Source organism: Streptomyces sp. 796.1 (genome assembly GCF_047525675.1).
Classification (GTDB): domain Bacteria; phylum Actinomycetota; class Actinomycetes; order Streptomycetales; family Streptomycetaceae; genus Streptomyces.
The window spans coordinates 1-23,466 of sequence record NZ_JBLIWA010000009.1; the positions used below are offsets into that span (position 1 = coordinate 1).

The 23,466-nt window shown below is 70.3% G+C and carries 15 protein-coding genes, 2 tRNA genes and 1 pseudogene; 12 read left to right on the plus strand and 6 right to left on the minus strand.

From position 1 onward, the window contains the following. Nucleotides 1–86 precede the first annotated feature (86 nt). The 5 genes from gyrA to ACMA1D_RS08325 all read left to right on the plus strand — a co-directional run bounded on the left by gyrA (nt 87) and on the right by ACMA1D_RS08325 (nt 6,261). On the plus strand, nt 87–2,696 hold the full coding sequence (gyrA, locus tag ACMA1D_RS08305; protein ID WP_414723212.1) for a DNA gyrase subunit A: 2,610 nt from the start codon (nt 87–89) through the stop codon (nt 2,694–2,696). Nucleotides 2,697–2,827: 131 nt separating this feature from the next. Next, nucleotides 2,828–3,430 (plus strand): DUF3566 domain-containing protein, encoded by a 603-nt coding sequence (locus ACMA1D_RS08310; protein WP_414723213.1) that lies wholly within the window; start codon nt 2,828–2,830, stop codon nt 3,428–3,430. A gap of 508 nt (nt 3,431–3,938) precedes the next feature. Beyond that, nucleotides 3,939–4,012: transfer RNA gene (locus ACMA1D_RS08315), tRNA-Ile, on the plus strand. A gap of 157 nt (nt 4,013–4,169) precedes the next feature. Continuing rightward, the gene (locus ACMA1D_RS08320) at nt 4,170–4,304 is read left to right on the plus strand and encodes a DLW-39 family protein (protein ID WP_003958712.1); all 135 of its coding nucleotides are present in this window, start codon (nt 4,170–4,172) and stop codon (nt 4,302–4,304) included. 631 nt (nt 4,305–4,935) lie between these two features. Continuing rightward, a complete protein-coding gene (locus tag ACMA1D_RS08325; RefSeq protein WP_414723214.1) occupies nt 4,936–6,261 on the plus strand; it encodes a hypothetical protein in 1,326 nt (441 codons plus the stop codon). Nucleotides 6,262–9,410: 3,149 nt separating this feature from the next. Here the strand turns inward: ACMA1D_RS08325 and ACMA1D_RS08330 are convergent. Both ACMA1D_RS08330 and ACMA1D_RS08335 read right to left on the minus strand, forming a co-directional pair. Then, a pseudogene (locus ACMA1D_RS08330) lies at nt 9,411–10,287 on the minus strand (serine/threonine-protein kinase); the annotation flags it as partial. Between the two features lie 336 nt (nt 10,288–10,623). Beyond that, nucleotides 10,624–11,172, minus strand: a complete 549-nt coding sequence (locus ACMA1D_RS08335; RefSeq protein ID WP_349989832.1) for a DNA-binding protein — start codon at nt 11,170–11,172, stop codon at nt 10,624–10,626. 112 nt (nt 11,173–11,284) lie between these two features. Here ACMA1D_RS08335 and ACMA1D_RS08340 point away from each other — a divergent pair. Then, a tRNA-Ala gene (locus ACMA1D_RS08340) sits at nt 11,285–11,357 on the plus strand. 201 nt (nt 11,358–11,558) lie between these two features. Here the strand turns inward: ACMA1D_RS08340 and ACMA1D_RS08345 are convergent. Together ACMA1D_RS08345 and ACMA1D_RS08350 are read right to left on the minus strand one after the other, a co-directional pair. Further along, nucleotides 11,559–12,647: a sensor histidine kinase gene (locus ACMA1D_RS08345; RefSeq protein ID WP_414723215.1), complete on the minus strand. Its 1,089-nt coding sequence runs from the start codon at nt 12,645–12,647 to the stop codon at nt 11,559–11,561. Then, complete coding sequence (locus ACMA1D_RS08350) at nt 12,640–13,338, minus strand: response regulator transcription factor (protein ID WP_414723216.1); 699 nt, start codon at nt 13,336–13,338, stop codon at nt 12,640–12,642. Before ACMA1D_RS08350 ends, ACMA1D_RS08345 begins: the two co-directional genes overlap by 8 nt. Before the next feature lie 696 nt (nt 13,339–14,034). Here ACMA1D_RS08350 and ACMA1D_RS08355 point away from each other — a divergent pair. Beyond that, nucleotides 14,035–15,195: a lipid II:glycine glycyltransferase FemX gene (locus ACMA1D_RS08355; protein WP_414723325.1), complete on the plus strand. Its 1,161-nt coding sequence runs from the start codon at nt 14,035–14,037 to the stop codon at nt 15,193–15,195. Between the two features lie 187 nt (nt 15,196–15,382). On the opposite strand, the gene ACMA1D_RS08360 is transcribed toward ACMA1D_RS08355, so the two are convergent. After that, nucleotides 15,383–16,726 carry a UDP-N-acetylmuramoyl-tripeptide--D-alanyl-D-alanine ligase gene (locus ACMA1D_RS08360; protein ID WP_414723217.1) on the minus strand — a complete coding sequence of 448 codons (1,344 nt, stop codon included), beginning with the start codon at nt 16,724–16,726 and terminating at the stop codon, nt 15,383–15,385. Nucleotides 16,727–16,901: 175 nt separating this feature from the next. Between ACMA1D_RS08360 and ACMA1D_RS08365 the strand changes: the two genes are divergently transcribed. The 3 genes from ACMA1D_RS08365 to vanX are packed head-to-tail and all read left to right on the plus strand — an operon-like array spanning nt 16,902 to nt 19,517. Then, nucleotides 16,902–17,879, plus strand: a complete 978-nt coding sequence (locus tag ACMA1D_RS08365) for a D-isomer specific 2-hydroxyacid dehydrogenase family protein (protein WP_414723218.1) — start codon at nt 16,902–16,904, stop codon at nt 17,877–17,879. Then, complete coding sequence (gene vanA, locus ACMA1D_RS08370; RefSeq protein ID WP_414723219.1) at nt 17,872–18,912, plus strand: D-alanine--(R)-lactate ligase; 1,041 nt, start codon at nt 17,872–17,874, stop codon at nt 18,910–18,912. Before ACMA1D_RS08365 ends, vanA begins: the two co-directional genes overlap by 8 nt. Beyond that, entirely contained in the window at nt 18,909–19,517 is a 609-nt protein-coding gene (gene vanX / locus ACMA1D_RS08375) for a D-Ala-D-Ala dipeptidase VanX (RefSeq protein WP_414723220.1), read from the plus strand. Before vanA ends, vanX begins: the two co-directional genes overlap by 4 nt. A 966-nt stretch (nt 19,518–20,483) precedes the next feature. On the opposite strand, the gene ACMA1D_RS08380 is transcribed toward vanX, so the two are convergent. After that, nucleotides 20,484–21,206: a DUF5324 family protein gene (locus ACMA1D_RS08380; protein WP_414723221.1), complete on the minus strand. Its 723-nt coding sequence runs from the start codon at nt 21,204–21,206 to the stop codon at nt 20,484–20,486. A gap of 257 nt (nt 21,207–21,463) precedes the next feature. On the opposite strand from ACMA1D_RS08380, the gene ACMA1D_RS08385 reads away from it, so the two are divergent. Both ACMA1D_RS08385 and ACMA1D_RS08390 read left to right on the plus strand, forming a co-directional pair. After that, nucleotides 21,464–21,997, plus strand: coding sequence for a peptidylprolyl isomerase (locus tag ACMA1D_RS08385; protein ID WP_414723222.1), 534 nt, complete (start codon nt 21,464–21,466; stop codon nt 21,995–21,997). A 195-nt stretch (nt 21,998–22,192) separates the two neighbouring features. After that, entirely contained in the window at nt 22,193–23,092 is a 900-nt protein-coding gene (locus ACMA1D_RS08390) for a rhomboid family intramembrane serine protease (protein WP_414723223.1), read from the plus strand. The last annotated feature ends 374 nt before the right edge of the window (nt 23,093–23,466 follow it).

Below are 23,466 nucleotides of genomic sequence, written 5' to 3' on the forward strand. Positions count from 1 at the left end.
CGTCCGCTTCCTCGACATCTGAGTCGGCCCCTCCCCGGCCGCGCGCCGGGGCTCCCCGCCGCCGCCTGAAAGGATCTTGACCAGCAATGGCCGACGAGAACTCCCCCACCACCGAGAACCCCGAGCTCACCCCCGTGGCCGAGGGCGCCGCGATGCGCATCGAGCCCGTCGGGCTCGAAACCGAGATGCAGCGCTCGTACCTCGACTACGCGATGAGCGTGATCGTCTCCCGCGCGCTGCCCGACGTGCGCGACGGCCTCAAGCCGGTGCACCGGCGCGTGCTGTACGCGATGTACGACGGCGGGTACCGGCCCGAGAAGGGCTTCTACAAGTGCGCCCGCGTCGTCGGCGACGTCATGGGTACGTACCACCCGCACGGCGACGCCTCCATCTACGACGCGCTGGTGCGGCTGGCCCAGTCATGGTCGATGCGGCTGCCGCTGGTGGACTCCAACGGCAACTTCGGCTCGCCGGGCAACGACCCGGCCGCGGCCATGCGGTACACCGAGTGCAAGATGGCGCCGCTGGCCATGGAGATGCTCCGGGACATCGACGAGGAGACCGTCGACTTCCAGGACAACTACGACGGCCGTAACCAAGAGCCCACGGTGCTGCCGGCGCGGTTCCCGAACCTGCTGGTCAACGGCTCGGCGGGGATCGCGGTCGGCATGGCGACCAACATTCCGCCGCACAACCTGCGCGAGGTCGCCGAGGGCGCCCAGTGGTGCCTGGCCAACCCCGACGCCACCCCCGAGGAGCTGCTCGACGCGCTCATCGACCGCATCAAGGGCCCGGACTTCCCGACCGGCGCCCTGGTGGTGGGCCGCAAGGGCATCGAGGAGGCGTACCGCACCGGGCGCGGCTCGATCACCATGCGCGCGGTGGTCGAGGTCGAGGAGATCCAGAACCGGCAGTGCCTGGTCGTCACCGAGCTGCCGTACCAGGTCAACCCGGACAACCTGGCGCAGAAGATCGCCGACCTGGTGAAGGACGGCAAGATCGGCGGCATCGCCGACGTACGGGACGAGACCTCCTCGCGCACCGGCCAGCGGCTGGTCATCGTGCTCAAGCGGGACGCGGTCGCCAAGGTCGTCCTCAACAACCTCTACAAGCACACCGACCTCCAGACCAACTTCGGCGCCAACATGCTGGCCCTGGTCGACGGCGTGCCGCGGACCCTCTCGCTGGACGCGTTCATCCGGCACTGGGTCGCCCACCAGGTCGAGGTCATCGTCCGGCGCACCCGCTACCGGCTGCGCAAGGCCGAGGAGCGGGCCCACATCCTGCGCGGTCTACTCAAGGCGCTGGACGCGATCGACGAGGTCATCGCGCTGATCCGGCGCAGCGACACGGTCGAGGTGGCGCGCGAGGGCCTGATGGGGCTGCTCACCATCGACGAGATCCAGGCCAACGCGATCCTGGAGATGCAGCTCCGCCGGCTGGCCGCGCTGGAGCGGCAGAAGATCGTCGCCGAGCACGACGAGCTCCAGGCGAAGATCGACGAGTACAACGCGATCCTGGCCTCGCCGGAGCGCCAGCGGCAGATCATCAGCGAGGAACTGACCGCGCTGGTGGAGAAGTTCGGCGACGACCGGCGCAGCAAGCTGGTGCCCTTCGACGGTGACATGTCCATCGAGGACCTGATCGCCGAGGAGGACATCGTCGTCACGATCACCCGCGGCGGCTACGTCAAGCGGACCAAGACCGAGGACTACCGCTCGCAGAAGCGCGGCGGCAAGGGCGTGCGGGGCACCAAGCTCAAGCAGGACGACATCGTCTCGCACTTCTTCGTCTCCACCACCCACCACTGGCTGCTCTTCTTCACCAACAAGGGCCGGGTCTACCGGGCCAAGGCGTACGAGCTGCCGGACGCCGGGCGGGAGGCGCGCGGCCAGCACGTCGCCAACCTGCTGGCCTTCCAGCCGGACGAGCAGATCGCCCGCATCCTGGCCATCCGGGACTACGAGGCGGCGCCGTACCTGGTGCTGGCCACCAAGGCCGGCCTGGTGAAGAAGACCGCGCTCAAGGACTACGACTCCCCGCGCTCCGGCGGCGTGATCGCCATCAACCTGCGGGAGACCGACGAGGGCGGCGAGGACGAGCTGATCGGCGCCGAGCTGGTCTCGGCCGCGGACGATCTGCTGCTGGTCAGCAAGAAGGCGCAGTCGATCCGGTTCACCGCGACGGACGAGGCGCTGCGCCCGATGGGCCGGGCGACATCCGGCGTGAAGGGCATGAGCTTCCGCGAAGGGGACGAGCTCCTCTCGATGAATGTCGTCCGGGCCGGTACGTTCGTGTTCACCGCCACGGACGGCGGGTACGCCAAGCGGACGGATGTGGATGAATACCGGGTGCAGGGGCGTGGCGGTCTCGGCATCAAGGCGGCCAAGATCGTGGAGGATCGTGGTTCGCTCGTCGGCGCGCTGGTGGTCGAGGAGAGCGACGAGATCCTGGCGATCACGCTCAGTGGCGGTGTGATCCGTACGCGGGTCAACGAGGTCAGGGAGACGGGCCGTGACACCATGGGCGTTCAACTGATCAATCTGGGCAAGCGGGATGCCGTGGTGGGCATCGCGCGCAACGCCGAGGCGGGTCGCGAGGCCGAAGAGGTCGACGACCTGGCCGAGGCGGCCGACGAGGCGGGCCCGGAATCAGCCGAGGGCGAGGCGTCCCCGGCCGGGAGCGATGAGGAGTAAGTCGTGACTGGAGCCACGGGCGCCGCGGGTGCCTGGGCCAGCGGCCCACAGCACCCACCACCGTTTCGGACGGCGCCCGTGGCCCGGTTGCTGACTCCCACAGGGGATCGGCTGACTCCCAGAGGGGAACTGTGACGGACACCCGAGGTGCCAAGCAGGGCTACGAGTCGTTTTCGGCGAGCCCACTGCCCAACGAGCGGCCGGCGGGGCAGCAGCAGTCGCAGCCCTACCATCCGCCGCACGCGTACGCGCCCCCCGCGGGCGAGAGCGGCGCGGCGCCCGCCGGTGGCGGCGGGGCGGGGCAGCCGCCGCAGCAGGCGGTACGCCGCCCGCGCACGCCGGCCGGCGCGCGCACCGTCCCCCGCACCCGCAAGGCGCGGCTGCGGGTGGCGAAGGTCGACCCCTGGTCCGTGATGAAGGTCAGCTTCCTGCTCTCCATCGCGCTGGGGATCTGCACGATCATCGCGGCCTGCGTGCTGTGGATGACGATGGACGCGATGGGCGTCTTCTCCACCGTCGGCGGCACGATCAGCGACGCCACCGAGTCCAACGAGGGCGGCGGCTTCGACCTGGAGTCGTTCCTCTCGCTGCCGCGGGTGCTGATCTTCACCTCGGTCATCGCGGTCATCGACGTGGTGCTCGCGACGGCCCTGGCGACGCTGGGCGCGTTCATCTACAACCTGTCGGCGGGGTTCGTCGGCGGGATCGAGCTGACGTTGGCCGAGGACGAGTAGGACACGGGTGCCGGGCGGCTGCCCGCCTGACATCCGGCTGACACTGGCTGACACCGGCCGGCGCTGCGACTTCCCTGGTGGGGGGCGGGGCGCCGGCCGGTGGTGTGTATGGGCTGTGGGGTGGGTGAGCTGTGGGGTGGGTGGGTGTACGTGGGTGGGTTACGTGGGTGAGTGGGCTCGGGGCTCTGGCGTACGGGTGGGTTGGAGTATGAGGCGTACTTGGTGGGGCGGGGTGGGGGCTTGCGCGGTGTGGGGCGGGAGCTTGCTGCGGTGGTGTTGGCGGCTGGTGGTCCCGGGGCGGCGCGGGGTGGCCTGGGGTGTCGGGCTGGGTGGGCCGTGGGTGTGGGGCGAGGCGTGGAGCAGGGTGGAGGCCGTGCTTGGCGGTGGGGCCGGGTTCGGTGGTCGGGGAATTCCGGCGGAGCCGTGCGTACCGCAGGGGTCGCGCACCCCGCCCTCGATACCGATTTTGGGCCAGGGCCATCGGTGCGCTAATCTTTCGGTGCAGCGCGGGGCTATAGCTCAGACGGTTAGAGCGCTTCCCTGATAAGGAAGAGGCCACAGGTTCAAGTCCTGTTAGCCCCACCGATGCGATCGGCCCGGATGGAGATTCTCCATTCGGGCCGATTCTTTTGTCCACCCACTGAGTTGGGCCCGGGCCTAGGTCACTGATCGGTATCGGTCGGTGTGTATAGTCGGGCGCCAGAAGGTCTCCTACGTCAAGGAAAGACGAGGTCGCGCGGTGAAGAAGCTTCTCCTGGTCGCACTGGCCGCAATCGGCGGGCTCCTCGTGTACCGCCAGATCCAGGCGGATCGCGCCGAGCAGGATCTGTGGACGGAGGCGACCGACTCCGTACCCGCAGGTTCGGGTGTGTGAGTCGCACTAGTCCTCATACGGGGCTTCGATCGCTAGCGGCGGTCGGAGCCCCGTATTTGTCGTATCCGGAATACGGGTTCCGGCCCCGCACTGGGAGCGGCCCGGCGGGATGACGGTTTCGGGCAGTGCGCGGGCCCCCGGGCGGGTACGGTCGGTGCCGGCCGGCTGTCCCGGCGGCCTGGCCGCCTCGGTCGCACCCCGGCTGCCCCGGTCGCGCCCCCACCGCCTGGGCTGCTCCGGCCGCACCCCGGCCACCGTGGGCCACCTCGGCCGTCCGGTCCGTACCAGCCGTCCGGTCCGTACCGGCGGACCTGCCGTACCGATCGGGCAGTGACGGCGGTGTCGGCCGGAGACGGGATTGGTCGGCTCCGTGGCGTCGGTCGTAGACGCGGTGCTGGCCGGAGACGCGGTGCTGGTCGGCGCGCCGAGTACGGTGGCCGCCGGTCGGATCGGGCCGCCGGGTCGGTTCGGATTGGGCAGTGGTGCAGGTCACGGGCGTCGTGGGGCGGGAGCTCCGGGTGGGGGCGGCGGCCGGGCGGTGTTCTTTCACCCCATGTGTTCACAACAGCAAAGATTTGGCTTGCACGAGCAAAAACAGTGCGGGTCACCGCTATGCGAGGAGTGACGTCCGATGAACGACCGCCGCCGCTGGCACCGCATCGGTCTCGTCGCGGCGGCGACGCTGGGTGCGACGGGCCTCGTCAGCGGGCTGACCCCGGGGCCGGCCGGGGCCGCTTCGCGCGCCGACCAGGACGCGTACCGCACCTCGGGACCGGCCATCAAGGGCGGTCTGACCAGTGGCGATGCCCCGCGCCTCGCCATCGGGCAGCCCCGCGTCGACACCATCGGCGCCGGTGAGACCCGCTACTACGCGGTCGAACTCGACAGCACGTCCACCCACTACGTATCGGCGATCGCCATCCCGCCGCGCGGGGCGGAACTCGACGCCTACCAGGACGAAATACGCGTGACGCTGACCCGGCTCGACGGGGGGCGCTGCGATGCGGCGATCGCGGGGGCCGACGCGACGGACGCGGCCCACCCGTTCGGCACCGCGGTGCTGCGGCAGCCGGGACCCGGGGCCTCGTCCCGGTGCGGCGCGGCGGGCCGGCACCTGGTCTCGGTTGCCCGGCCGAAGGGCACCGCATCCGGGGCCAAGCGCTGGTCGATCGAACTGAGCCACCTGCGCGAACCGAAGGTCGTCGCCGGCCCGACCGAGCCGCCGGACAAGGGGAGTTGGAGCACGGACGAACCCATTCCGCGCTCCGACCGGCCCCGCCCGCGCAGCGGCGGAACCGGGTTCAACGACGCCGCGGAGCTGGCCCCGGGTGCCTGGCAGGACACCATCGCCCCAGGTCAGACGCGGTTCTTCAAGGTGCCGGTGAGCTGGGGCCAACAACTGCTGACCAGCGTCGAGGTACCGGCCCCCGCGGGCTCGTCGGGCCGCTCGACCGGCAGCGAAGGCTTCCTCCGCGACGCGCTCGGCATGTCCGTCTACAACCCCGGCCACGCGCTGCTGGCCACGAACCACTTCGTCCCGTACAAGGGCCACCCGACGTCGTCCCAGATCTCCACCGCCCCCATCGCGTACGGCAACCGCAAGGAACGCTCGCAGGCCGCGGTGCGCGCGGCGAGCATCGCCGGCTGGTACTACGTCGCGGTCTCGCTCAACCCCGCCATGGAGCGCTACTTCAAGGACGGGGCGCCGGTGACCGTGCGGGTACGGCTGGCGGGCGAGCGCGGGGCGGGGCCGCAGTACGAGGGCAGGCCGGGCCCGGGCGGCTTCGGCATCGAAGGCCGGCCGTCGGACGTCGTGCCCGGGCCCGCGGCGACCGGAGCGGGTGGCGACGGCACGGGGCTGCGTCCGGTCGCCTACGGCGGATTCGGGCTCGGCACCGCGCTGTTGGTCTGGCTCGGCACGTGGAAACTGGCTGCTCGCCGCCGTGCGACGTCGTGAGCGGGTGGGGTTGGACTTTTTGCGGTTGGGGTGCGGTTGGGGTGCGGTTGGTTGCCGGGGACGGGGGCGTCGCGGGGTTGCGTGAGTGCTGCGGGGTGTCGCCGGGCGTCGGCCCGTACGGCGGGGGTTCGCGTTCCGCTGAGCTGAGCCGGGTTGAGCTGAGTCGCGTTGGGCTGGGCCGAGCCGAGCTGAGCGTAGTGGCGTACGGCTTGGGCGCGGGCGGAGCGGGTGGTGTCAGCCGGTGAGGAACGCCCAGACACCGACGGCGTAGCAGACCGCAGCGGCAACCAGGATGGCGAGCGTGACGGTGCGCGAGGGGCCGGTGTGGCGCGACGGGGCGGGGGTGGCGGGGGTGGCGGGGGCCGGGGCGGCGGGCGTCGCCACGGCGAACACCGCGGTGGTCGCATCGCTCCCGACAGCGGGCGGCAACGGCCCGGCCACGGCACCCGCCTCGGGCTGAGCGGGTATGACCCCGGGCGCCTCCGCGGCTGCCGACGCATCACCAGTGGGGTGCCCTCCTGTTGCCTCTGCCGTCCCTGTTTCCGCTGGTGAGGGGGTGGTTGGCGGCTGTGGGGACTGGGCGTCAGGGGTGCCTGCGGAGGTGGGGGGCGGTACGGGTACGCCGGGAGCGACGCGGGTGGTTGAGGTGCCGTTGGTGGCTGTGGTGGCTGTGGTGGCTGTGGTGGGGGCGGTGGTCGTGGGTGGGGATGCCTGCGGCGCGGACGGTGGTGCGGCCGTGGGCGGGGCGGGCGTTGGGGTCGGCGTCGGGGTGTGCGGCCCGTACGGCGGGAGCGGCGAACCCGGTGCGTGGCCCGGCGTGGCACCGTTCTGGTTGCCGTACAACTGCGCGGTCGGATACGGCCTGGTGGGCGGTGTCGGAGTGGTGTGCGGGCCGGGCGGATAGCCGTATGCGCCCCCTTGGTACGGCGGTTGCGGGGCCGTGGCACCTGGCGGTCGGGGTACGGGCGTGGCCCCGCCCGGCGTGGTCGGTGGCGCGACGGGGCTGGCCGTCGGCGTCGCCTCGAACGGCGAGGCACCGGCCGACGTCGGCACCGCGGGTGACGCGGGCATCGCTGCTGGGGCAGGTGGGGTGGGTGTGGGGGCGTCGGGTGCCCAGGGGGTGGCCACGTTTTGCAGGGTGGCGGGGGGTGAGGTCGGCGCCGGGTGTGCTGGTGGGGCGAGTGGGGTGGGTGTGGGCGTGGGGTCGAGTGCCCAGGGCTGTGGGGTGGCGCGCGGCGGCGTGGGGTCGGGTGTGGGCTGCGGGTTTCCACCCGGCTGGGGCTGGGGCTGGGATTGGGGCTGAGGGGGGGACTGGTGGGCCGGGTGTGGGAGTTGGCCCGCTCGTGGGATGGGGCTGGGTGGGGTGGGGTGCGGCCAGGTGGTTGGGGGTGCTGGGTGGATGGGGCTGGGCTGTGATGCGGAGGGGTGGTGCGGGGGCGCTTGGTGGGGCGAGGCGGGCTGTGGTTCGGCAGGGCGGGGCGGAGTGGTGAGGTCAGGTGCGGGTTGGGGTGGGGCGAGGGGGAAGCTGCCCGTCTGTGACATGGCCGGCTCGGCTCCGGTCGCCGTCGGTGGGCCAGGCAGGGACCCGGTGTCCACCTCGGGCCCGGCCGGCCCGTACCCAGCCGCGCCGGCCGGCCCGGCCGGTGACCAACCATCGTTCGCCCCCGGAGCCGGAGCCGCGCCAACGCCGGAGGCCGCCCCAGCGCTGGATATCGCCCCAGCGTCGGGCACAGCCCCGTACACCGCCCCAGCCCCCTGCGCAGCACCCGGCCCCTGCGTACCAGCGTCAGCCGCCGACACAGCCCCGCCCGTACCTGCTGCCGCGCCCGCTCCCAGCCCGGTCACGGGCCCCGCCCCGGCGTACGGCCCGGACGCCCCGCCCCCCGGCGCCCCGACAACACCGCCGACGCCGCTGATGCCGCCGATGCCCCCGATGCCGGGCTCGGACCGCGCAGCGTGCGGTGTGGCCGTGACGGGCGGCTGACCGCCGGTGCCGGTGCCGGTGCCGGTGCCGGTGCTAGCGCTGGTGCCGGTCGGCGGTCCTGCGGGTGACTGGTGCGGCCCCGGTGGCTGCCGTGGGTGAACCGATGGCGTGCCGGAGGGGTCCGCACCCACCGGTTGCTGCGTGCCGGCCGGTGGTGCGCCCGCTGGTTGCGCGTCGGGCTGCTGCTGTACGCCCCGCGGCGGGGTCCCGGGCGCCGCGCCGGCCGGCCGTGCCGGGCCCTGCCAGGAGCCCTGCGGGAGCCCGTACCAAGAATCGGTCCTCGTCTGCGTACCCGTCGGGTCCGCCCCCGTGAGGCGCGCGTCATCGGCACCGGAGCCGCTGGCGTAGGGGGCTCGCGCGTATGAGCCCGGGGCGTACGGATCGATCTCGTACGCGCCGGACGCCTGCGTACCGGGTGCCTGTGGGTCACCGGGACGCGCGCCCGAGGGGTGCTCGGCTCGGCCCGGCACGTGCTCGACCGGGGCGGTCGGGAACGGGGCGGTCGGAAGCGGGGACGGCTGCCCGGTGTGGCCGGGCGTCGCCGGCCGTCCGCCGGGCACGGCCCCCGTCGCCGGGGCACGACCGGGCCCGGGCGCCGAGCCCCGGCCCGGCTCCGGCAGCGGCCCGGCGGCCGACTCCGCGCCCTGCACGGGCGCTCCGGGGCTGGCGCCCGGCCCACTGCCGCCAGCGGGCCCCGGGCCGTCCGCCGCATTTCCCTCTCCACTCCGGCCAGTCACCGCGGCCCGAGCGCCACCGCTCTCCGGGCCGCCTTCCGGACCCGTTTCCGGTCCGGCTGGTGGTCCAGCCGGCGGGCCAGCCGCCGCACTCCCGCCGGCCGGGCCGTCTTCCCGCGCCGTACTGCCGGCCCCGGCCGCCGTCGGCCCGCCGGCCGGCTCGGTCGCGCTCGGCGTCGCGTCGTCCGGCCGGGGCGTCTGCGGCGTCTGCGGTGCCGCACCGCCGGGACCGCCGCTGTCGTGCCGGGCGCCGCCCGGGTAGGCGCCGGCCGGGTAGGGCCCCGTGGCGTACGGGCCGGTCGCATACGTCTCGGTCGCGTCCGGTGGGGCCGGCCGGTCGTAGGCCCCGTACGCGTCGTACGCCTCCGCCAGCGCGAGCGGGTCCGTGCGCTGGGCCAGCCGGGCCGCGCGGGGCCGCGGGGCGGGGGCGGTCGGCCCGGTCGGCCCGAACCCCGGTGGCAGCGGGCCGAGGTGGTCAAAGACCTCGACCACCTCGTCGTCGATACCCGGCTCCGGCAGCAGCTCGGCCGCGGAGAGAAGAGCCTTCCGTGCTCCGTTGGCGCTGCGGAACCGGGCCTCGGGGTCGGGGTGTAGAAGATTGGCTATCACCTGCCAGAGCGGTTCCGGAATGCCGTCGGGCGCATTCGGAACACCATGTGCCGTAAAGCGTTCGATGAGCGCTTCCGCATCCGGCTTGTGGCCGCTGAGGAGATAGAGCGCCACCAGCCCCACCGTGAACAGATCGGCGGGAAAATCAGGTTCGGCACCGAGGATTTGCTCCGGCGCGAAATAACCGGGCGTGCCCACCACGAAGTTGGTGTCCGTCAGCCGTGGTTCGCCCTTGGTCATGGCGATGCCGAAATCCGAAAGACGTACGTGCGGCCGACCCGTACCCGTCGCTTCCAACAGTACGTTCGCGGGCTTGATGTCGCGGTGCACCACCCCCTCCGCGTGCACGGCCGCGACACCGGAGAGCAACTGGTCGAGCAGGACGCAGACGTACGACGCCGGCAGCGGCCCGTAGTCCCCGATGAGGTGCGCGAGCGAACCCCCGCCCACCAGGTCCATGGTGAACAGCACCTTGTCGTCGTCCGCCGCCCAACTCGCCGGAGCCAACACATGCGGGTGGTCGATCCGCAGGGCCTGCTCGCGAACGAATCTCAACAAGGTGTGGGCATCGCTCTGTTGGAGCACCTTGGCCGCGACGTAACGCGACCTACGGTGGTCCCAGGCGCGCCAGACCGCGCCGACCCCGCCGCGGCCGATCGGATCGACCAACTCGTACCGACCAGCGAAGATCTCACCCATCGTGCCCCGACCGTCCACTCGCCCATCGACTCGACTACCTCGAACCGACTTCTCGAACCGCCACTTCGACCCGACACTGCGACCTGCCCGCCGCCCACCGGCCCGCCGCCCCGGGAACGGGCCCGCCCGCACCGGAACCTGCTCGCTCCGCCGCGCCCCCACACCTGCCCCACCACGCCCGGGCCCAACTCACCGCCGACCCGATCACGACCGCCCGAGCCGACCGCCGCCACCCCACCGAGCCCGCCCGGTCCCGCCCACCGGCGCGGCCCGCAGCCACGAGGCACGGCACGGTCCGGCTCGACGTAGCGGCCGTCCGACCGCTGGGGCGCGGTCTCAGCCCTGGTGCGACTCGTAGTGCGCGACGGCGTCCGCGGTACGGCCCGCGCCGTACACCCGGAGAAACTCTGCCAGTTCGGGGTGGGTCGAGGTGAGCGAGTCCGCCGCATCGATGATGTCACCGGCCGCCGCCACCGATCGCAACAGCGACTGGATCTCCCGCACGACGCGCCGCACGGTGGGGGCGCCGCTGCTGGTCGTGGTCTGCGCCGTGTTGTTCAACACCGAACCTCCGGCCGACTTCTTGATCTCCTCCATTCGCTCGGCGGCCTCGCCCGCGCTGACCCGTCCGTCCGCGACCTGGCTGGAGAGCTCCTGCAGGGCCTGCACCCGCTGCACCACGGCCGGGTTACCGATCTTGGCCCGTTGCCCGCTCATGAGCTGCGACAACATCGGAGCCGAGAGCCCGAGGACGGAGGCTAGGCGGGCCTGGTTCAACCCAAGATCGTCGATCAGCCGACGGAAGAGTGCGCCCAGCGGTTCCCCATACCAACTCCGTTGCAGCTCTCGTGCGCGGGCGGTGGCGTCCTGCTGTGCTGCGTCCATCTCGCTCTCCCCTTCGCTGCCGCGAATCTTGCGTGGCATCCTACGGAGACCGGTACGTACGAGCGATACCCGGTCGGGAAAGCTATCGGGTAACAGGTATCCTGATCTCGAAGGGGCCTTAGCTCAGTTGGTAGAGCGCCGTCTTTGCATGGCGGATGTCAGGAGTTCGACTCTCCTAGGCTCCACTCGAAGAAAGCCCTCTGAACTGCGGAAACGTGGATCAGGGGGCTCGTTGTGTGGCCGAGTGCAGCGCCGAGTGGGCCCCGGCCCGAGCGGGCGGCTCCACTGATCATCGACCCCGGATCGGCGACGGGAGCGGACGACCGCCCGGGCGCCCTTCTCGTACGGACTGCGTTTTCCGTAGGGCCCCGTCGATGGCGGCACTGTCACCGGGCGGCGTGCCGGGATATTGCGGGTATCTCCACCGAGACACGGAGCCCACCGGTGGGGCGCGGAGTGAGGACGAGTTTTCCGTCGTGCGCCCGGGTGATGGTCTTCACGATGGCCAGCCCCAGACCGACGCCTGCCTGATCGCTGTGGATGCGCTCGGTGCCGCGCCGGAAGGGCTCGGTGAGGGACGAGACCAGTTCTGGGCTGAGTTGCTCGCCGGTGTTTTCGACCGTGAGCACCACGCTCTTGCTCCGCAGGCCGGTGTGGACCCGTACATAGCCGTGCTCCGGGAGGTTGTGGACGATCGCGTTCTGTATGAGGTTCGTGGTCAGTTGCAGGAGGAGTGGCGGTGATCCGGCCAGATGGGCGATGTCTCCGCTGGTGATCAGAGCGACACCGTGCTTTTCGGCGAGCGGCAGCAGGGTTTCGGTGGCTTCCTCCGTGAGGAGCGATAGGTCGACGCGTTCGCGGGTGAAGGACCGACGGTCAGCACGGCTGAGTAGGAGCAGGGCTTCAGTGAGGTCGATGGCTCGGGTGTTCACCGTGTGGAGGCGGTCGACGAGCGCGGAGACGTCCAGGTGCGGGTCGGTGCGGGCCACATCGAGCAGCGCCTTGGAGATCGCCAGCGGGGTGCGCAACTCATGCGAGGCATTGGCGGCGAATCTCCGCTGCTCGGCGACGTGTGCTTCAAGCCGGGTGAGCATTCCGTCGAAGGCGTCGGCGAGTTCGCGGAACTCGTCCTCGCGGCCCGGGAGCCTGATCCGGTGGTCGAGTGAGCCGTTCGTGGCCATGCGCGTGGCATGGGTGATGCGGGTCAGCGGGGCGAGCATGCGCCCGGCGAGGAGCCATCCCCCCACCAGGCCGAACACCAGCAGGAAGCCCAGGACCGCAGCCGCGGCTGACGCGAAGTCGCGCAGCAGGAACGAGCGGACCAGCACCCCTCCGTCAACGCTCGTATAGGCGGGCAGATGGCGGAGGACGAAGACCCACATCACCGCGAGCAGAAGGAAGCCCGCGACCATGAGGAACCCGGTGTAGCTGAGGGTGAGTTTGAGGCGGACGCTCAGCCCGGGCTTCCTAGACACGGGTTCTCTCTCCGCTGTTGCCTGGGTCGGGCGCGGTGTCGATGCGGTATCCGACGCCCGGGACGGTGGCGATAACCCAGGGTTCGCCGAGGCGTTTGCGCAGCGCGGAGACCGTGATGCGCACCGCGTTGGTGAACTGGTTAGCGTTCTCATCCCAGGCACGCTCCAGGAGTTCTTCGGCACTGACGACACCTCCTTCGGCGGCGATGAGGACTTCGAGCACGGCGAACTGCTTACGGGTGAGTGCGACGTAGCGACCGTCCCGGTAGACCTCGCGACGGAACGGGTCGAGCCGCAGGCCAGCGATCTCCCTTACAGGCGGCCTGACATGGGCGCGCCGGCGGTCCAGGGCCCTGAGCCTGAGCACCAGTTCCTGCATCTCGAACGGCTTGGTGAGGTAGTCGTCCGCACCGAGCCCGAACCCGGACGCCTTGTCGTCGAGACGGTCCGCTGCGGTCAGCATCAGGATGGGCATGCCGCTGCCCGAGGCGACGACGCGCTTGGCGATCTCGTCACCTGAGGGGCCGGGGATGTCTCGGTCCAGCACCGCTATGTCGTAGCTGTTGATGCTGAGGAGTTCCAGAGCGGTGTTACCGTCCCCGGCGGTGTCCGCAGCGATTGCTTCCAGACGCAGACCATCGCGGATGGCCTCGGCCATGTAGGGCTCGTCCTCGACGACTAAAACACGCATGGTGATAAGGCTAGGAGGCGGCGCATATCGTTGGCGTATCGAAATCCTCATACGTGGTGGGAACGTCGCCTCGCCTTGACTTGTGGCATGATGCGCCCCCTCCTCAGCACGCCCGGTGCCTCAGAGCTCTCGGCCGCCGCGATCCGCGGTCGTACGGAGCCGGTGGCCCAGCTTCAAGTACGCGGCGGTGGCCGGCCGCCCACGCTCGCCTCGCACGGTGATCGGGGTACGGCCTCGGGTTCGGCCGACCGGCGAAAGGCGTCGATAGCCGGTGGTACGGGTCTCGGCAGGCCCTCGGTCTTTGAGCGACCGGAGACCTCCGCCCCGTAGTACCCCCCATGGAGAAGTCGACCAGGCTTGTCGTCGCTGCCGCCCCACTGCTGGCGAGAGGGGCGAAAGCGGCCGGCAGCGGCGCGGTGCCGGGCCGCGACTACGGCTCACACTCAAGAACCAGCAACGTGCCAGGAGCTGGACCGGGCAGCGGTCGAGGTCCGAAGGCACCAGTGGGGCCGTCAGAGGCTGCTGCGTTGCCCGACATCGGGTCTGGTGAGCAGTCCGTGAGCCTCGGGGCCGAACATATCGTGGACGTATCGAAAAGCAGATACGCGCCGGCAACACCGCGCCGTATTGACTGAAGCCATGTCCCACAGCGAACGAGCACGCGAATCCGTCCCGCTGCCGTCGGCACAGCCATCGATGCCCCTGCCCCCCGCGGTCGGCAGGGGGGTGGGGGCGCGGCTGACCGTCCAGCCGATCAGTGCTGCCGAGCACCTCGCGTTCGTGCGGGCCCAGCGGTCGGTCAGCTTCCTCCAAACGCCGGCGTGGGCCCGTGTGAAGGTGGAGTGGCGCAGCGAGTCCCTCGGCTGGTTCGCCGGAGGGCAACTGGTGGGCGCCGGGCTCGTCCTGCACCGCCCGGTGCCGCGGCTCGACCGCTTCACGCTGGCCTATCTGCCCGATGGCCCGGTCATCGACTGGACCGGAGAGCTCGGTGCGTGGCTCAACCCGCTGGCCGCCTATCTGAAGGCACATGGCGCCTTTGCGATCAGGATTGGCCCGCCGGTGTCCACGGACACCTGGACCGCCGCCCAAGTCAAGGAGGGCATAGCCGATCCGAGAGTTCAGCGGCTGACCGGGCTGCGGAGCGACTGGTCCGACCCGGTGGGCGCCCGGGTGACCAGTTGGCTCAGGGGCACGGGCTGGCGGCCCCAGAGCCCCCAGGACGGCTTCGGGGTCGGACACCCGCAGTTCAGGTACGAGGTCCCGCTAGCCGACCGCACCGAAGACGACGTGCTCAAGGCCATGAACCAACAGTGGCGCCGCAACATCAAGAAGGCGGCCAAGGAAGGCGTCGAAGTCACGGTCGGCGACGACCTGCGGGCCTTCCATGATCTCTACGTCCACACAGCCGAGCGCGATCACTTCACACCGCGACCGCTGCCCTACTTCGAGACCATGTTCGCCGCGCTGAGCGCAGAGGCACCCGAGCGGATCAAGCTCTATCTCGCCCATCACCAAGGGGACTTGGTCGCCGCCACCATCCTGGTCCGGGTGGGTGCCCATGCCTGGTATTCCTATGGCGCCTCCTCCACCGAGAAGCGTGAGGTGCGCGGCTCCAACGCCTGTCAGTGGGCGATGATCAGCGACTCGCTGGCGGCCGGCTGCGATGTCTACGACCTGCGCGGCATCACCCCCACCCTCGATGCCGACGACGCGCACGTGGGACTGATCCAGTTCAAGGTCGGCACGGGCGGCCAGGCGGTGCGGTATGTGGGCGAGTGGGACCTTCCGCTGCGGCCGATGGTCTACCGGGCCTTCGACCTCTATATGCAACGACGTGCCCGGTCGGCCGCTTCCTGATCCGGCGCCCCGGCCTGCCGCCCGAAGAGAGGAATCGGTGGGCAGGTGCAGACCGTCGATCAGGGTGGGCCGCAGTTGCGCGGGTACGGCCCACCACCAGGCGCCGGGGCGGGGCCGCGCGGCGCGATCAATGGCTACGGCTACGGCCCGGTATCCGGCCGATGCCCACGGGCCCCGGATCGGCGACTCATCCGAGCGCTGAGGCGACGGTGTCCAGGCCGGCTCCGCGGGACGCCTTGACGAGTACGACGTCACCGGCGGTGAGGTGGCCGCGCAGCCAGTCGACGGTAGCGTCGTTGTCGGGCAGGACCACCGCCCGCGCGCCCGCACCCTCAGCTATCGCCCGGGCGGTCTCACCGACGGTGGCCACCACATCGGCCCGCGCAGCTGCGTACGCACCGATGGCCCGGTGTTCGGCCTCGCTGTCGTCACCGAGCTCAAGCATCTCGCCCAGGACGGCGATACGGCGTCCGCCAGCGATTGCCGCCAGCGTGTCCAGGGCGGCGCGGGTCGAGTCGGGGTTGGCGTTGTAGGAGTCGTTGACCAAGGTCGCGCCACCGGCCAGGTCGCGTAGCTCCAGCCGCCACTTCGACAGTGAAGCCGTCGGTAACGCAGCCGCGGCCCGGTCCAGGGGGACGCCGGCCACCAATCCGGCCGCGGTGGCGGCCGATGCGTTGAGTGCCTGATGGGCGCCGACGACCGGAAGGGTGAGCCGAGCCGAGCCGGCGGTCGTGCGCAGCGTGAACGACGGCCGGCCGAGCGGATCGAGCGTCAGGTCAGCCGCGCGCACATCGGCGTGGGCCGCCCGGCCGAAGGTCAACACGGGGCCCTCGGTGAGGGAACGCATCGCAGCTACCCGCGGATCGTCAGCGTTGAGCACGGCGATGCCGCCAGGAGCCAGCCCCTGCACCAACTCGCCCTTGGTCTTGGCAATGGCCGCGCGCGACCCGAACTCACCGATGTGGGCCTGGCCGACGTTGGTCACCACGGCGATGTCGGGCGCGACCAGGCCGGTGAGCTCGGCTATGTCGCCGACGTTGCGGGCCCCCATTTCCACGACGAGGAACCGGGTGGTGGCGCTGGCCCGCAACAGGGTGAGCGGCACCCCGAGCCCGTTGTTGAGCGTGCCGAGCGTCGCGACCGTCGGCTCGGTGCTCGCCAACACGGCGGCCAACAGGTCCTTGGTGCCGGTCTTGCCCTGGGACCCGGTCACCGCCACCACGGTCAGACCGTCCCGCAGGTGGCCAACGACGTGCACGGCGAGCGCCTGTAGTGCGGCCCTGGTATCGGCGACGACGACGGTGGGCAGGGCGGTCGGCCGCGAGCCGAGCACGGCCACCGCGCCGGACCGACCTGCCTGCTCCGCGAAGTCATGGCCGTCGACGCGCTCACCGGCGAAGGCGACGAAGAGGCCGCCCGGCTCGGCCTGCCGGCCGTCGAGCACGGCCGGCGCGGTCACCGTCACGGAACCGTCGCCCACGACCTCGCCGCCGACGATCTCGGATATCTCGCCGAGGCTGAGCGGGATCATGACAGGGCGGCGCAGGAATCGCAGCGCGGGAGCGGGCCGGCGGGGCAGTGGCTGACGGTGAGGGCGGAGGCTTCTCTGCTGAAGGTCATGGCTCCAGTGAAGACGGCCTGGTATATCGCCGACGTATCGAAAACACCATACGCTCCGGCAACATCGCGCTGCCTTCAATGGAGGCATGACCCACAGCAAACCGGCTCCCATCACCATCTACGGGTGCGGCCCTGATGAGGCCGCTTTGTTCCGAGCGATGGCACCTCGTTTCGACGTGATGCCGATCATCACCGAAGTACCGGTATCCGAAGCCACGATCGAGCTGGCAGCCGAAAGCCGCTGCATCAGCGTCGGCCACAAGACCCGCATCAGTAACGAAACCCTGCTGGCGCTGGGCCAGGTTGGCGTGGAGTACGTCTCCACGCGGAGCGTCGGCTGTAACCACATCGATGTCGAGTACGCGAAGGAAGTAGGCATCACCGTAGGCAATATCGCCTACTCGCCGGACAGCGTGGCCGATTACACGCTGATGCTGATGTTGATGGCAGTGCGTCAGGCGAAAGCCATCATCCGGCGGACGGACGAGCACGATTACCGACTGGGTGATGTGCGGGGGAAGGAGCTGCGTGACCTGACCGTCGGCGTGGTCGGAGTGGGGCGCATCGGCATAGCGGTCATGGACAGATTGAGGGGATTCGGCTGTCGCATCCTGGCCCACGACAACCGCCCCAAGACCGCGGCTCACTATGTCCCTCTCGATGAACTCCTCCGGCAGAGCGACATCGTGACGCTCCATACGCCGCTCCATACCGAAACACACCATCTGCTGAATCGGCAGCGCCTGGAACGGATGAAGCACGGCGCGCTGATCGTCAACACCGGGCGTGGTGCGCTGATCGATACCGAAGCCCTGGTGCAGGCACTCGAAGACGGCAGGTTGGGCGGTGCGGCCCTGGACGTCCTAGAAGGGGAAGAAGGCATTTTCTACGCCGACTTCCGGGGCCGGCCCATGGGAAACAAGTCGCTTGCGCGACTACAAGAGTTCCCCCATGTGCTCATCAGCCCCCACACCGCCTACTACACGGATCACGCCCTGCGCGACACCGTGGAGAACTCTCTCATCAACTGCGTAAACTTCGAAAGCAGGAACCAGCATGGATAAGGTGAAGATCGGGATTATCTTCGGAGGTCGTTCCGAAGAGCATTTCGTCTCGGTGAAGTCGGCGCGTGAGGTCGCACGGAGTCTCGACGCCGAGAAATACGAACCCTTCTACCTCGGTATCACGAAGACCGGCGCCTGGCAGCTCTGCGAGGGACCCGAAGGGGACTGGGAGAGTGGCAACTGCCGCCCGGCCGTGCTGGTGCCGGACAGCAGTGTGCACGGGCTGCTCGTTCAGGAGCAGGGACGATACGAAACGGTCCGACTGGACGTCGTGCTGCCCGTACTCCACGGCACGCTCGGCGAAGACGGTGCGATGCAGGGCCTGCTGGAGCTCTCCGGGATTCCCTACGTCGGCTGCGACGTCCAGAGTTCCGTCCTGTGCATGGATAAATCCCTCTCCTATCTCGTTGCCAGAAGCGCGGGCATCGCAACGCCGAACTTCTGGACCTTCCTGGCGGGCGATAAGATCGACCCCGACGAGTTCACCTACCCGGTCTTCGTGAAGCCGGCGCGTTCGGGATCGGCCTTCGGGGTCACCAAGGTCTCCCGAAAGGAAGAACTGCTGGATGCGGTGGAATCCGCCGGGCAGTACGACACGAAGATCCTCGTCGAAGAGGCCGTCGTGGGCAGCGAGATCGGATGCGCCATCCTCGGCGAAGGACCGGATCTGATCGCGGGTGAACTGGATCGGATTGCGCTCTCGCACGGGTTCTTCAGGATTCACCAGGAGGACCAGCCGGAGACCGGTTCTGAAAATTCGATGGCCGTCGTCCCCGCCGACATACCAGACGCATCGCGACGACGCGTCGAGGAAGCCGCGAAGGCCGTTTACCACGCCCTGGGATGCAAGGGCCTTTCGCGAGTGGACATGTTCCTCAAGGAAGACGGCGACGTGGTGCTCAACGAGGTCAACACGCTGCCCGGCCTCACCTCGTACAGCCGGTACCCGAGGATGATGGCCGCCGCCGGCTGGTCCATGACCGAAGTGATTGACCGGGCAGTGACACTGGCTTTGGCGGGAGAAGGCCGATGAGGGACGACTTCGTCTACGTGGACGACCTCGTACACGGCATACGCTGGGATGCCAAGTACGCCACCTGGGATAACTTCACCGGGAAACCGGTGGACGGCTATCTGGTGAATCGCGTGGTCGGTACGAAGGCCCTGTGCTCTGCCCTGCAAAGCGCACGGGCGAAGGCTGAATCCCTTGGCTTCGGGCTCCTGCTGTGGGACGGATACCGCCCGCAGCGCGCGGTCGACTGCTTTATGCGCTGGTCGCAGCAGCCCGAGGACGGGCGGACCAAGTCACGGAACTATCCGAATATCGACCGGGCTGAAATGTTCGAAAAGGGTTACGTGGCCGCGAAGTCGGGCCATAGCCGGGGCAGTACGGTTGACCTCACCCTTTTCGACCTCGCCACGGGCGAACTCGTGCCCATGGGCGGTGGTCATGACCTCATGGATGTCATATCCCATCACGGCGCTTCTGGGATCACCCAAGCCGAGGCGCGGAATCGTCGGCATCTTCGTTCCGTCATGGAGGACTGTGGCTTCGGGGCGTACGACTGCGAGTGGTGGCATTACACACTCAAAGACGAACCGTACCCGGATACCTATTTCGACTTCCCGCTCACCTAGCCGAGGCGTCCGGGCCGGTGAACGTCAGCCGCTGGTGTCACTCCCGGGCGCCGCGGATGGTGAGGGCGGTGTCGAGGCCAGGCCCGGGGCCGGCAGCGCGGTCGGGGCGGCGCCGGTGTGATGACGGCCAGGGTGCTGCGGGCCTCACGGCGCAGAGATTCGGTCCGAGCGAAGGTGGCTGTGAGAGCTAAGACGGAGATGGTCCCTCCGTACGAGGCGACGCCTATAGCCGACAGGAGCCCGACCAGCATCGGGCACGCACCTTTCTCCCCCCAGTGAGACAGTGCCCGACGGTGTCGCATGTCGGGGTGCGTACCCCAAACGGTAACCGAGAGCCCAAGGAATGGGCCAGCAAGCAGGGTTGGAGGGACGAGGAGAGTGCGACGGACGGCATGTGACCCGGGCAGTAGATGGATGGTGGGGGCCGCGCGGAGGGCAGCACACGGTACGGGGTTGGGCAGCGCCCCGTACGCCGCCATCTGCCCGGCGCGCCGCACGGACATCCTGCCCGCTCTGCTTCGCCTGCCTGCGCGGCTCACTCGGTCCGCGCGGTTGGCAGCAGGGCGCGGCGGCGGCCGGTGGCCTTCCGCCAGGCGGCCGGCCCGCCGGTGTGGAACCCGCTACCCCACGGAGGTGAGCGCGGCCACCGGCTCCGGAATCGGTGCCCGGCGGGCCGGGAGGCCCGTCACCGCCTGCCCGGCAGACAGCGCTGCCCCGCCCGGTGCCCATCTCGGCGTGAACCCCTCCGGCCCACATTCCGCCAGCTCGGAGACGCTCACCCCGAGGCAGTTCGGGGGCGGCCCTGCCACGGGTGCTGGGCGCGGGCGGCCCGGCGACCGGTGCCACCCCGCGCGCGGAGGTCCTTCAGAAAGAGGGGGTCGCTCGCCGTGGGGAGCTCCGGGTCGGCGGGGGCACGTGCACGCGGGCCAGGGCGCGCGAGGCACGTGGGGTGGTTGGGGGCTTGGGCTACGCCTTGTCGTCCTTCTTGTCGTTGGCATCTGCCTGCTTCGCCTTGACGTCAGGTGCAAGGTCGTCCTGGGCATCGCCGTCCACGGCCATCAGCGGCGGGCGGTCGTCGGCGTCGGCTGCGGCCGGAGGTTCGACCAGCCAGTCAGGGTTGGCCTGCTTGTCCCACCACTTCCAGGCCGCATACGCACCACCGGTCAGCAGGCCCAGTACGACGATGCGCTTGGCGACCTTGCCGCGCCTGGCTCGGCGGCGCTGGGTGCGGTGCAGGTGTTCGACGTCGGCCGCGGTGATCTGGCCGCGCAGCGCCGCCAGTGCGGCACCGCCACGGGCTGCGGCCTCGTCCCGTACGGGGCCGGCGGCGGCGCGGGCGTCGGCCAGCGCGCTCTCCACGCGCGGGGACGCGTAGTCCGCGGCGTGCCGTGCGGCCCGGCGGGTGCGCTCGGCGGCACGGTGGGCGGCTTGGTCCACGGCGGGCGGGACGGCGCCGCGCGCGTGTTCGATGCGGGGGGCGAGGTGGTTCCGGTACTGGTCACCGGCGGTCGTACGGGCCTGGTGGGCTGCGTACGAGACTTTCGGTGCGATCTTGGTCCGGGCCTCCTGTGCATAGTGCACGGCGGTGTCCTTGGCCTGGCTGGCGTGCGGGCCCACCACCTCCACCGCGTGTCGGACGCCCTCCTTGGCCGGGCCGATCGTGGCGCGCACGCTGTCCTTGCGGGTCACGGAATTCCTCCTCCTCGGTGGTACTTCCGGGGGGCAGAGGCTCCCCCTCGACGCGTAGTGTCGCCTTTCCGCCTATTTGCAGATCATGCCTGTCCGTTGATCGTCAGGCACCTGCGGCCGGGCATCCGGGTCATCGCCGTCCGACGGGAGCGCCTACTACCGGGTGGCGTGCCGCGCGGCGAAAGCGGCGGCTACTCGTCTTGCGTGCGTCCATGCGAGGATCGGGAGCCGTCAGTGAAAACTAGGGAAGGTAGATCGTGGCTGAGCAGCTCTACGCCACCCTGAAGACCAATCACGGGGACATCGAGGTCCGGTTGCTGCCGAACCACGCGCCCAAGACGGTCAAGAACTTCGTCGAGCTCGCCGAGGGTACTCGGGAGTGGACGGACCCCAAGACCGGTCAGCCGTCGCGGGAGAAGCTGTACGACGGTACGATCTTCCACCGGGTGATCAGCGGCTTCATGATCCAGGGCGGTGACCCGCTGGGCAACGGCACCGGCGGCCCGGGGTACAAGTTCGGGGACGAGTTCCACCCCGACCTCTCGTTCAACAAGCCGTACCTGCTGGCCATGGCCAACGCGGGCCCGGGCACCAACGGCTCGCAGTTCTTCATCACGGTCTCGCCCACCACGTGGCTCACCGGCAAGCACACCATCTTCGGCGAGGTCTCCAACGAGGCCAGCCAGAAGGTCGTGGACGCCATCATCAACGTGGAGACCAACCCGCGCACCGACCGCCCGGTCAACGACGTGGTCATCGAGTCCGTGGTGATCGAGACCCGCGAGGGCTGATCCACCGGACCTTCCGCCGCGCCGCCCCGGTCCCGCCGGGGCGGCGCCGTGCGGGGGCCGGCACCCGCGCCGATCGGCCACGGACCGGTCCAGCGCGCCAGGAACCAACCCGCCCCACCCATCCGTACAAGGAGGGTGGGGCGGTGGCCGTACACTGCCCGACGCACGGGCCAGGGGGAGAGGTTAGGGGAGACCATGGAAGACCAGGCGGTCTGCTGCTACCGGCACCCGGAGCGCGAGACGGGCATCAGTTGCACCCGCTGTGACCGGCCGATCTGCCCCGAGTGCATGGTCAGTGCCTCGGTCGGCTTTCAGTGCCCGGACTGCGTGGGCGGCGCCCACGCCAGCGGTGGCGGTGGCGCGTCAGGCAACGGGGTGCGCCGACCCGCCGGGGCCGGCCAGCCTCGTACGATCGCGGGCGGTCAGCTCGCGGCCGACCCCCGGTTGATCACCAAGATCCTGCTGGCGATCAACGTGCTGGTGTGGATCATGGTGCTCTCCGTCGGCGACGCGATGATCGACGACTGGGCGATGGTGGGCCAGTGGCCGCCGGCCGACTCCGGGTTCACGCCGATGCAGGGCGTGGCCGAGGGCGAGTGGTACCGCCTGCTGACCGCAACGTTCCTGCACGAACAGCCGTTGCACATCGCGTTCAACATGCTCTCGCTCTGGTGGCTCGGCGCCCCCCTGGAAGCAGCCCTCGGCCGAGTGCGCTTCCTCGCGCTCTACCTGCTCTCCGCGCTCGGCGGCAGCGCGCTCAGCTATCTGCTCGCCGACCCGGACCAGGCGTCCCTCGGCGCGTCCGGCGCGATCTTCGGCCTGCTGGGTGCCACGGCCGTGCTGATGCGCCGGCTCAACTACGACATGCGCCCGGTCATCGCACTGCTCGCGCTGAACCTGGTCTTCACCTTCGCCTGGAGCGACATCGCCTGGCAGGCGCACATCGGCGGACTGATCGTGGGCACTGTGGTGGCGTACGGGATAGTGCACGCGCCGCGCGAGCGCCGCGACCTGGTGCAGGCGGGAACGTGTGTGGCGATGTTCCTGGTGATCCTGGGCACGGTGCTGGTGCGTACGGCGCAACTGACGGGCTGAACGGGCGAAGGCATACGGGCCGCACCACCTGGTCGGCGCGAGCGCTGGTGCCTCGGCGCGGCCGGCGGCTGGTTCGACCGGCTTGGCCGGGGGTGGTTCGGCAACCTGTGCCGTAGGTGTGGGTCGGTGACCGGGTGGGCCCGGTCGTGCGTCTGGCTGGCCGGCCATCCGTCGCGGGGTCGGGTGGGTGATGGCCCTGGCGGGCGTGTTGCCCGGGTGGTTTTGTGCGGAGCCCCCGCCGCCACCCCCGCCCGCGGACATGCACACGCGCACATGCACACGCGCACTCACGTACAGCTTTGCCGTGGACGGCCAGCGCCAGCGCCAGCGCCGGCGCTGGCGTCCCGGGCCGGAGCCCAGTGGACGGTGCTGGG

Excerpts from the sequence above, each read along its gene's own strand:
- ACMA1D_RS08390 (WP_414723223.1), top strand. The coding sequence starts at position 22,193 with ATGGAAGACCAGGCGGTCTGCTGCTACCGGCACCCGGAGCGCGAGACG.
- ACMA1D_RS08325 (WP_414723214.1), top strand. The coding sequence starts at position 4,936 with ATGAACGACCGCCGCCGCTGGCACCGCATCGGTCTCGTCGCGGCGGCG.
- vanA (WP_414723219.1), top strand. The coding sequence starts at position 17,872 with ATGGATAAGGTGAAGATCGGGATTATCTTCGGAGGTCGTTCCGAAGAG.
- vanX (WP_414723220.1), top strand. The coding sequence starts at position 18,909 with ATGAGGGACGACTTCGTCTACGTGGACGACCTCGTACACGGCATACGC.
- ACMA1D_RS08350 (WP_414723216.1), bottom strand. The coding sequence starts at position 13,338 with ATGCGTGTTTTAGTCGTCGAGGACGAGCCCTACATGGCCGAGGCCATC.
- ACMA1D_RS08355 (WP_414723325.1), top strand. The coding sequence starts at position 14,035 with ATGCCCCTGCCCCCCGCGGTCGGCAGGGGGGTGGGGGCGCGGCTGACC.
- ACMA1D_RS08335 (WP_349989832.1), bottom strand. The coding sequence starts at position 11,172 with ATGGACGCAGCACAGCAGGACGCCACCGCCCGCGCACGAGAGCTGCAA.
- gyrA (WP_414723212.1), top strand. The coding sequence starts at position 87 with ATGGCCGACGAGAACTCCCCCACCACCGAGAACCCCGAGCTCACCCCC.
- ACMA1D_RS08360 (WP_414723217.1), bottom strand. The coding sequence starts at position 16,726 with ATGATCCCGCTCAGCCTCGGCGAGATATCCGAGATCGTCGGCGGCGAG.
- ACMA1D_RS08365 (WP_414723218.1), top strand. The coding sequence starts at position 16,902 with ATGACCCACAGCAAACCGGCTCCCATCACCATCTACGGGTGCGGCCCT.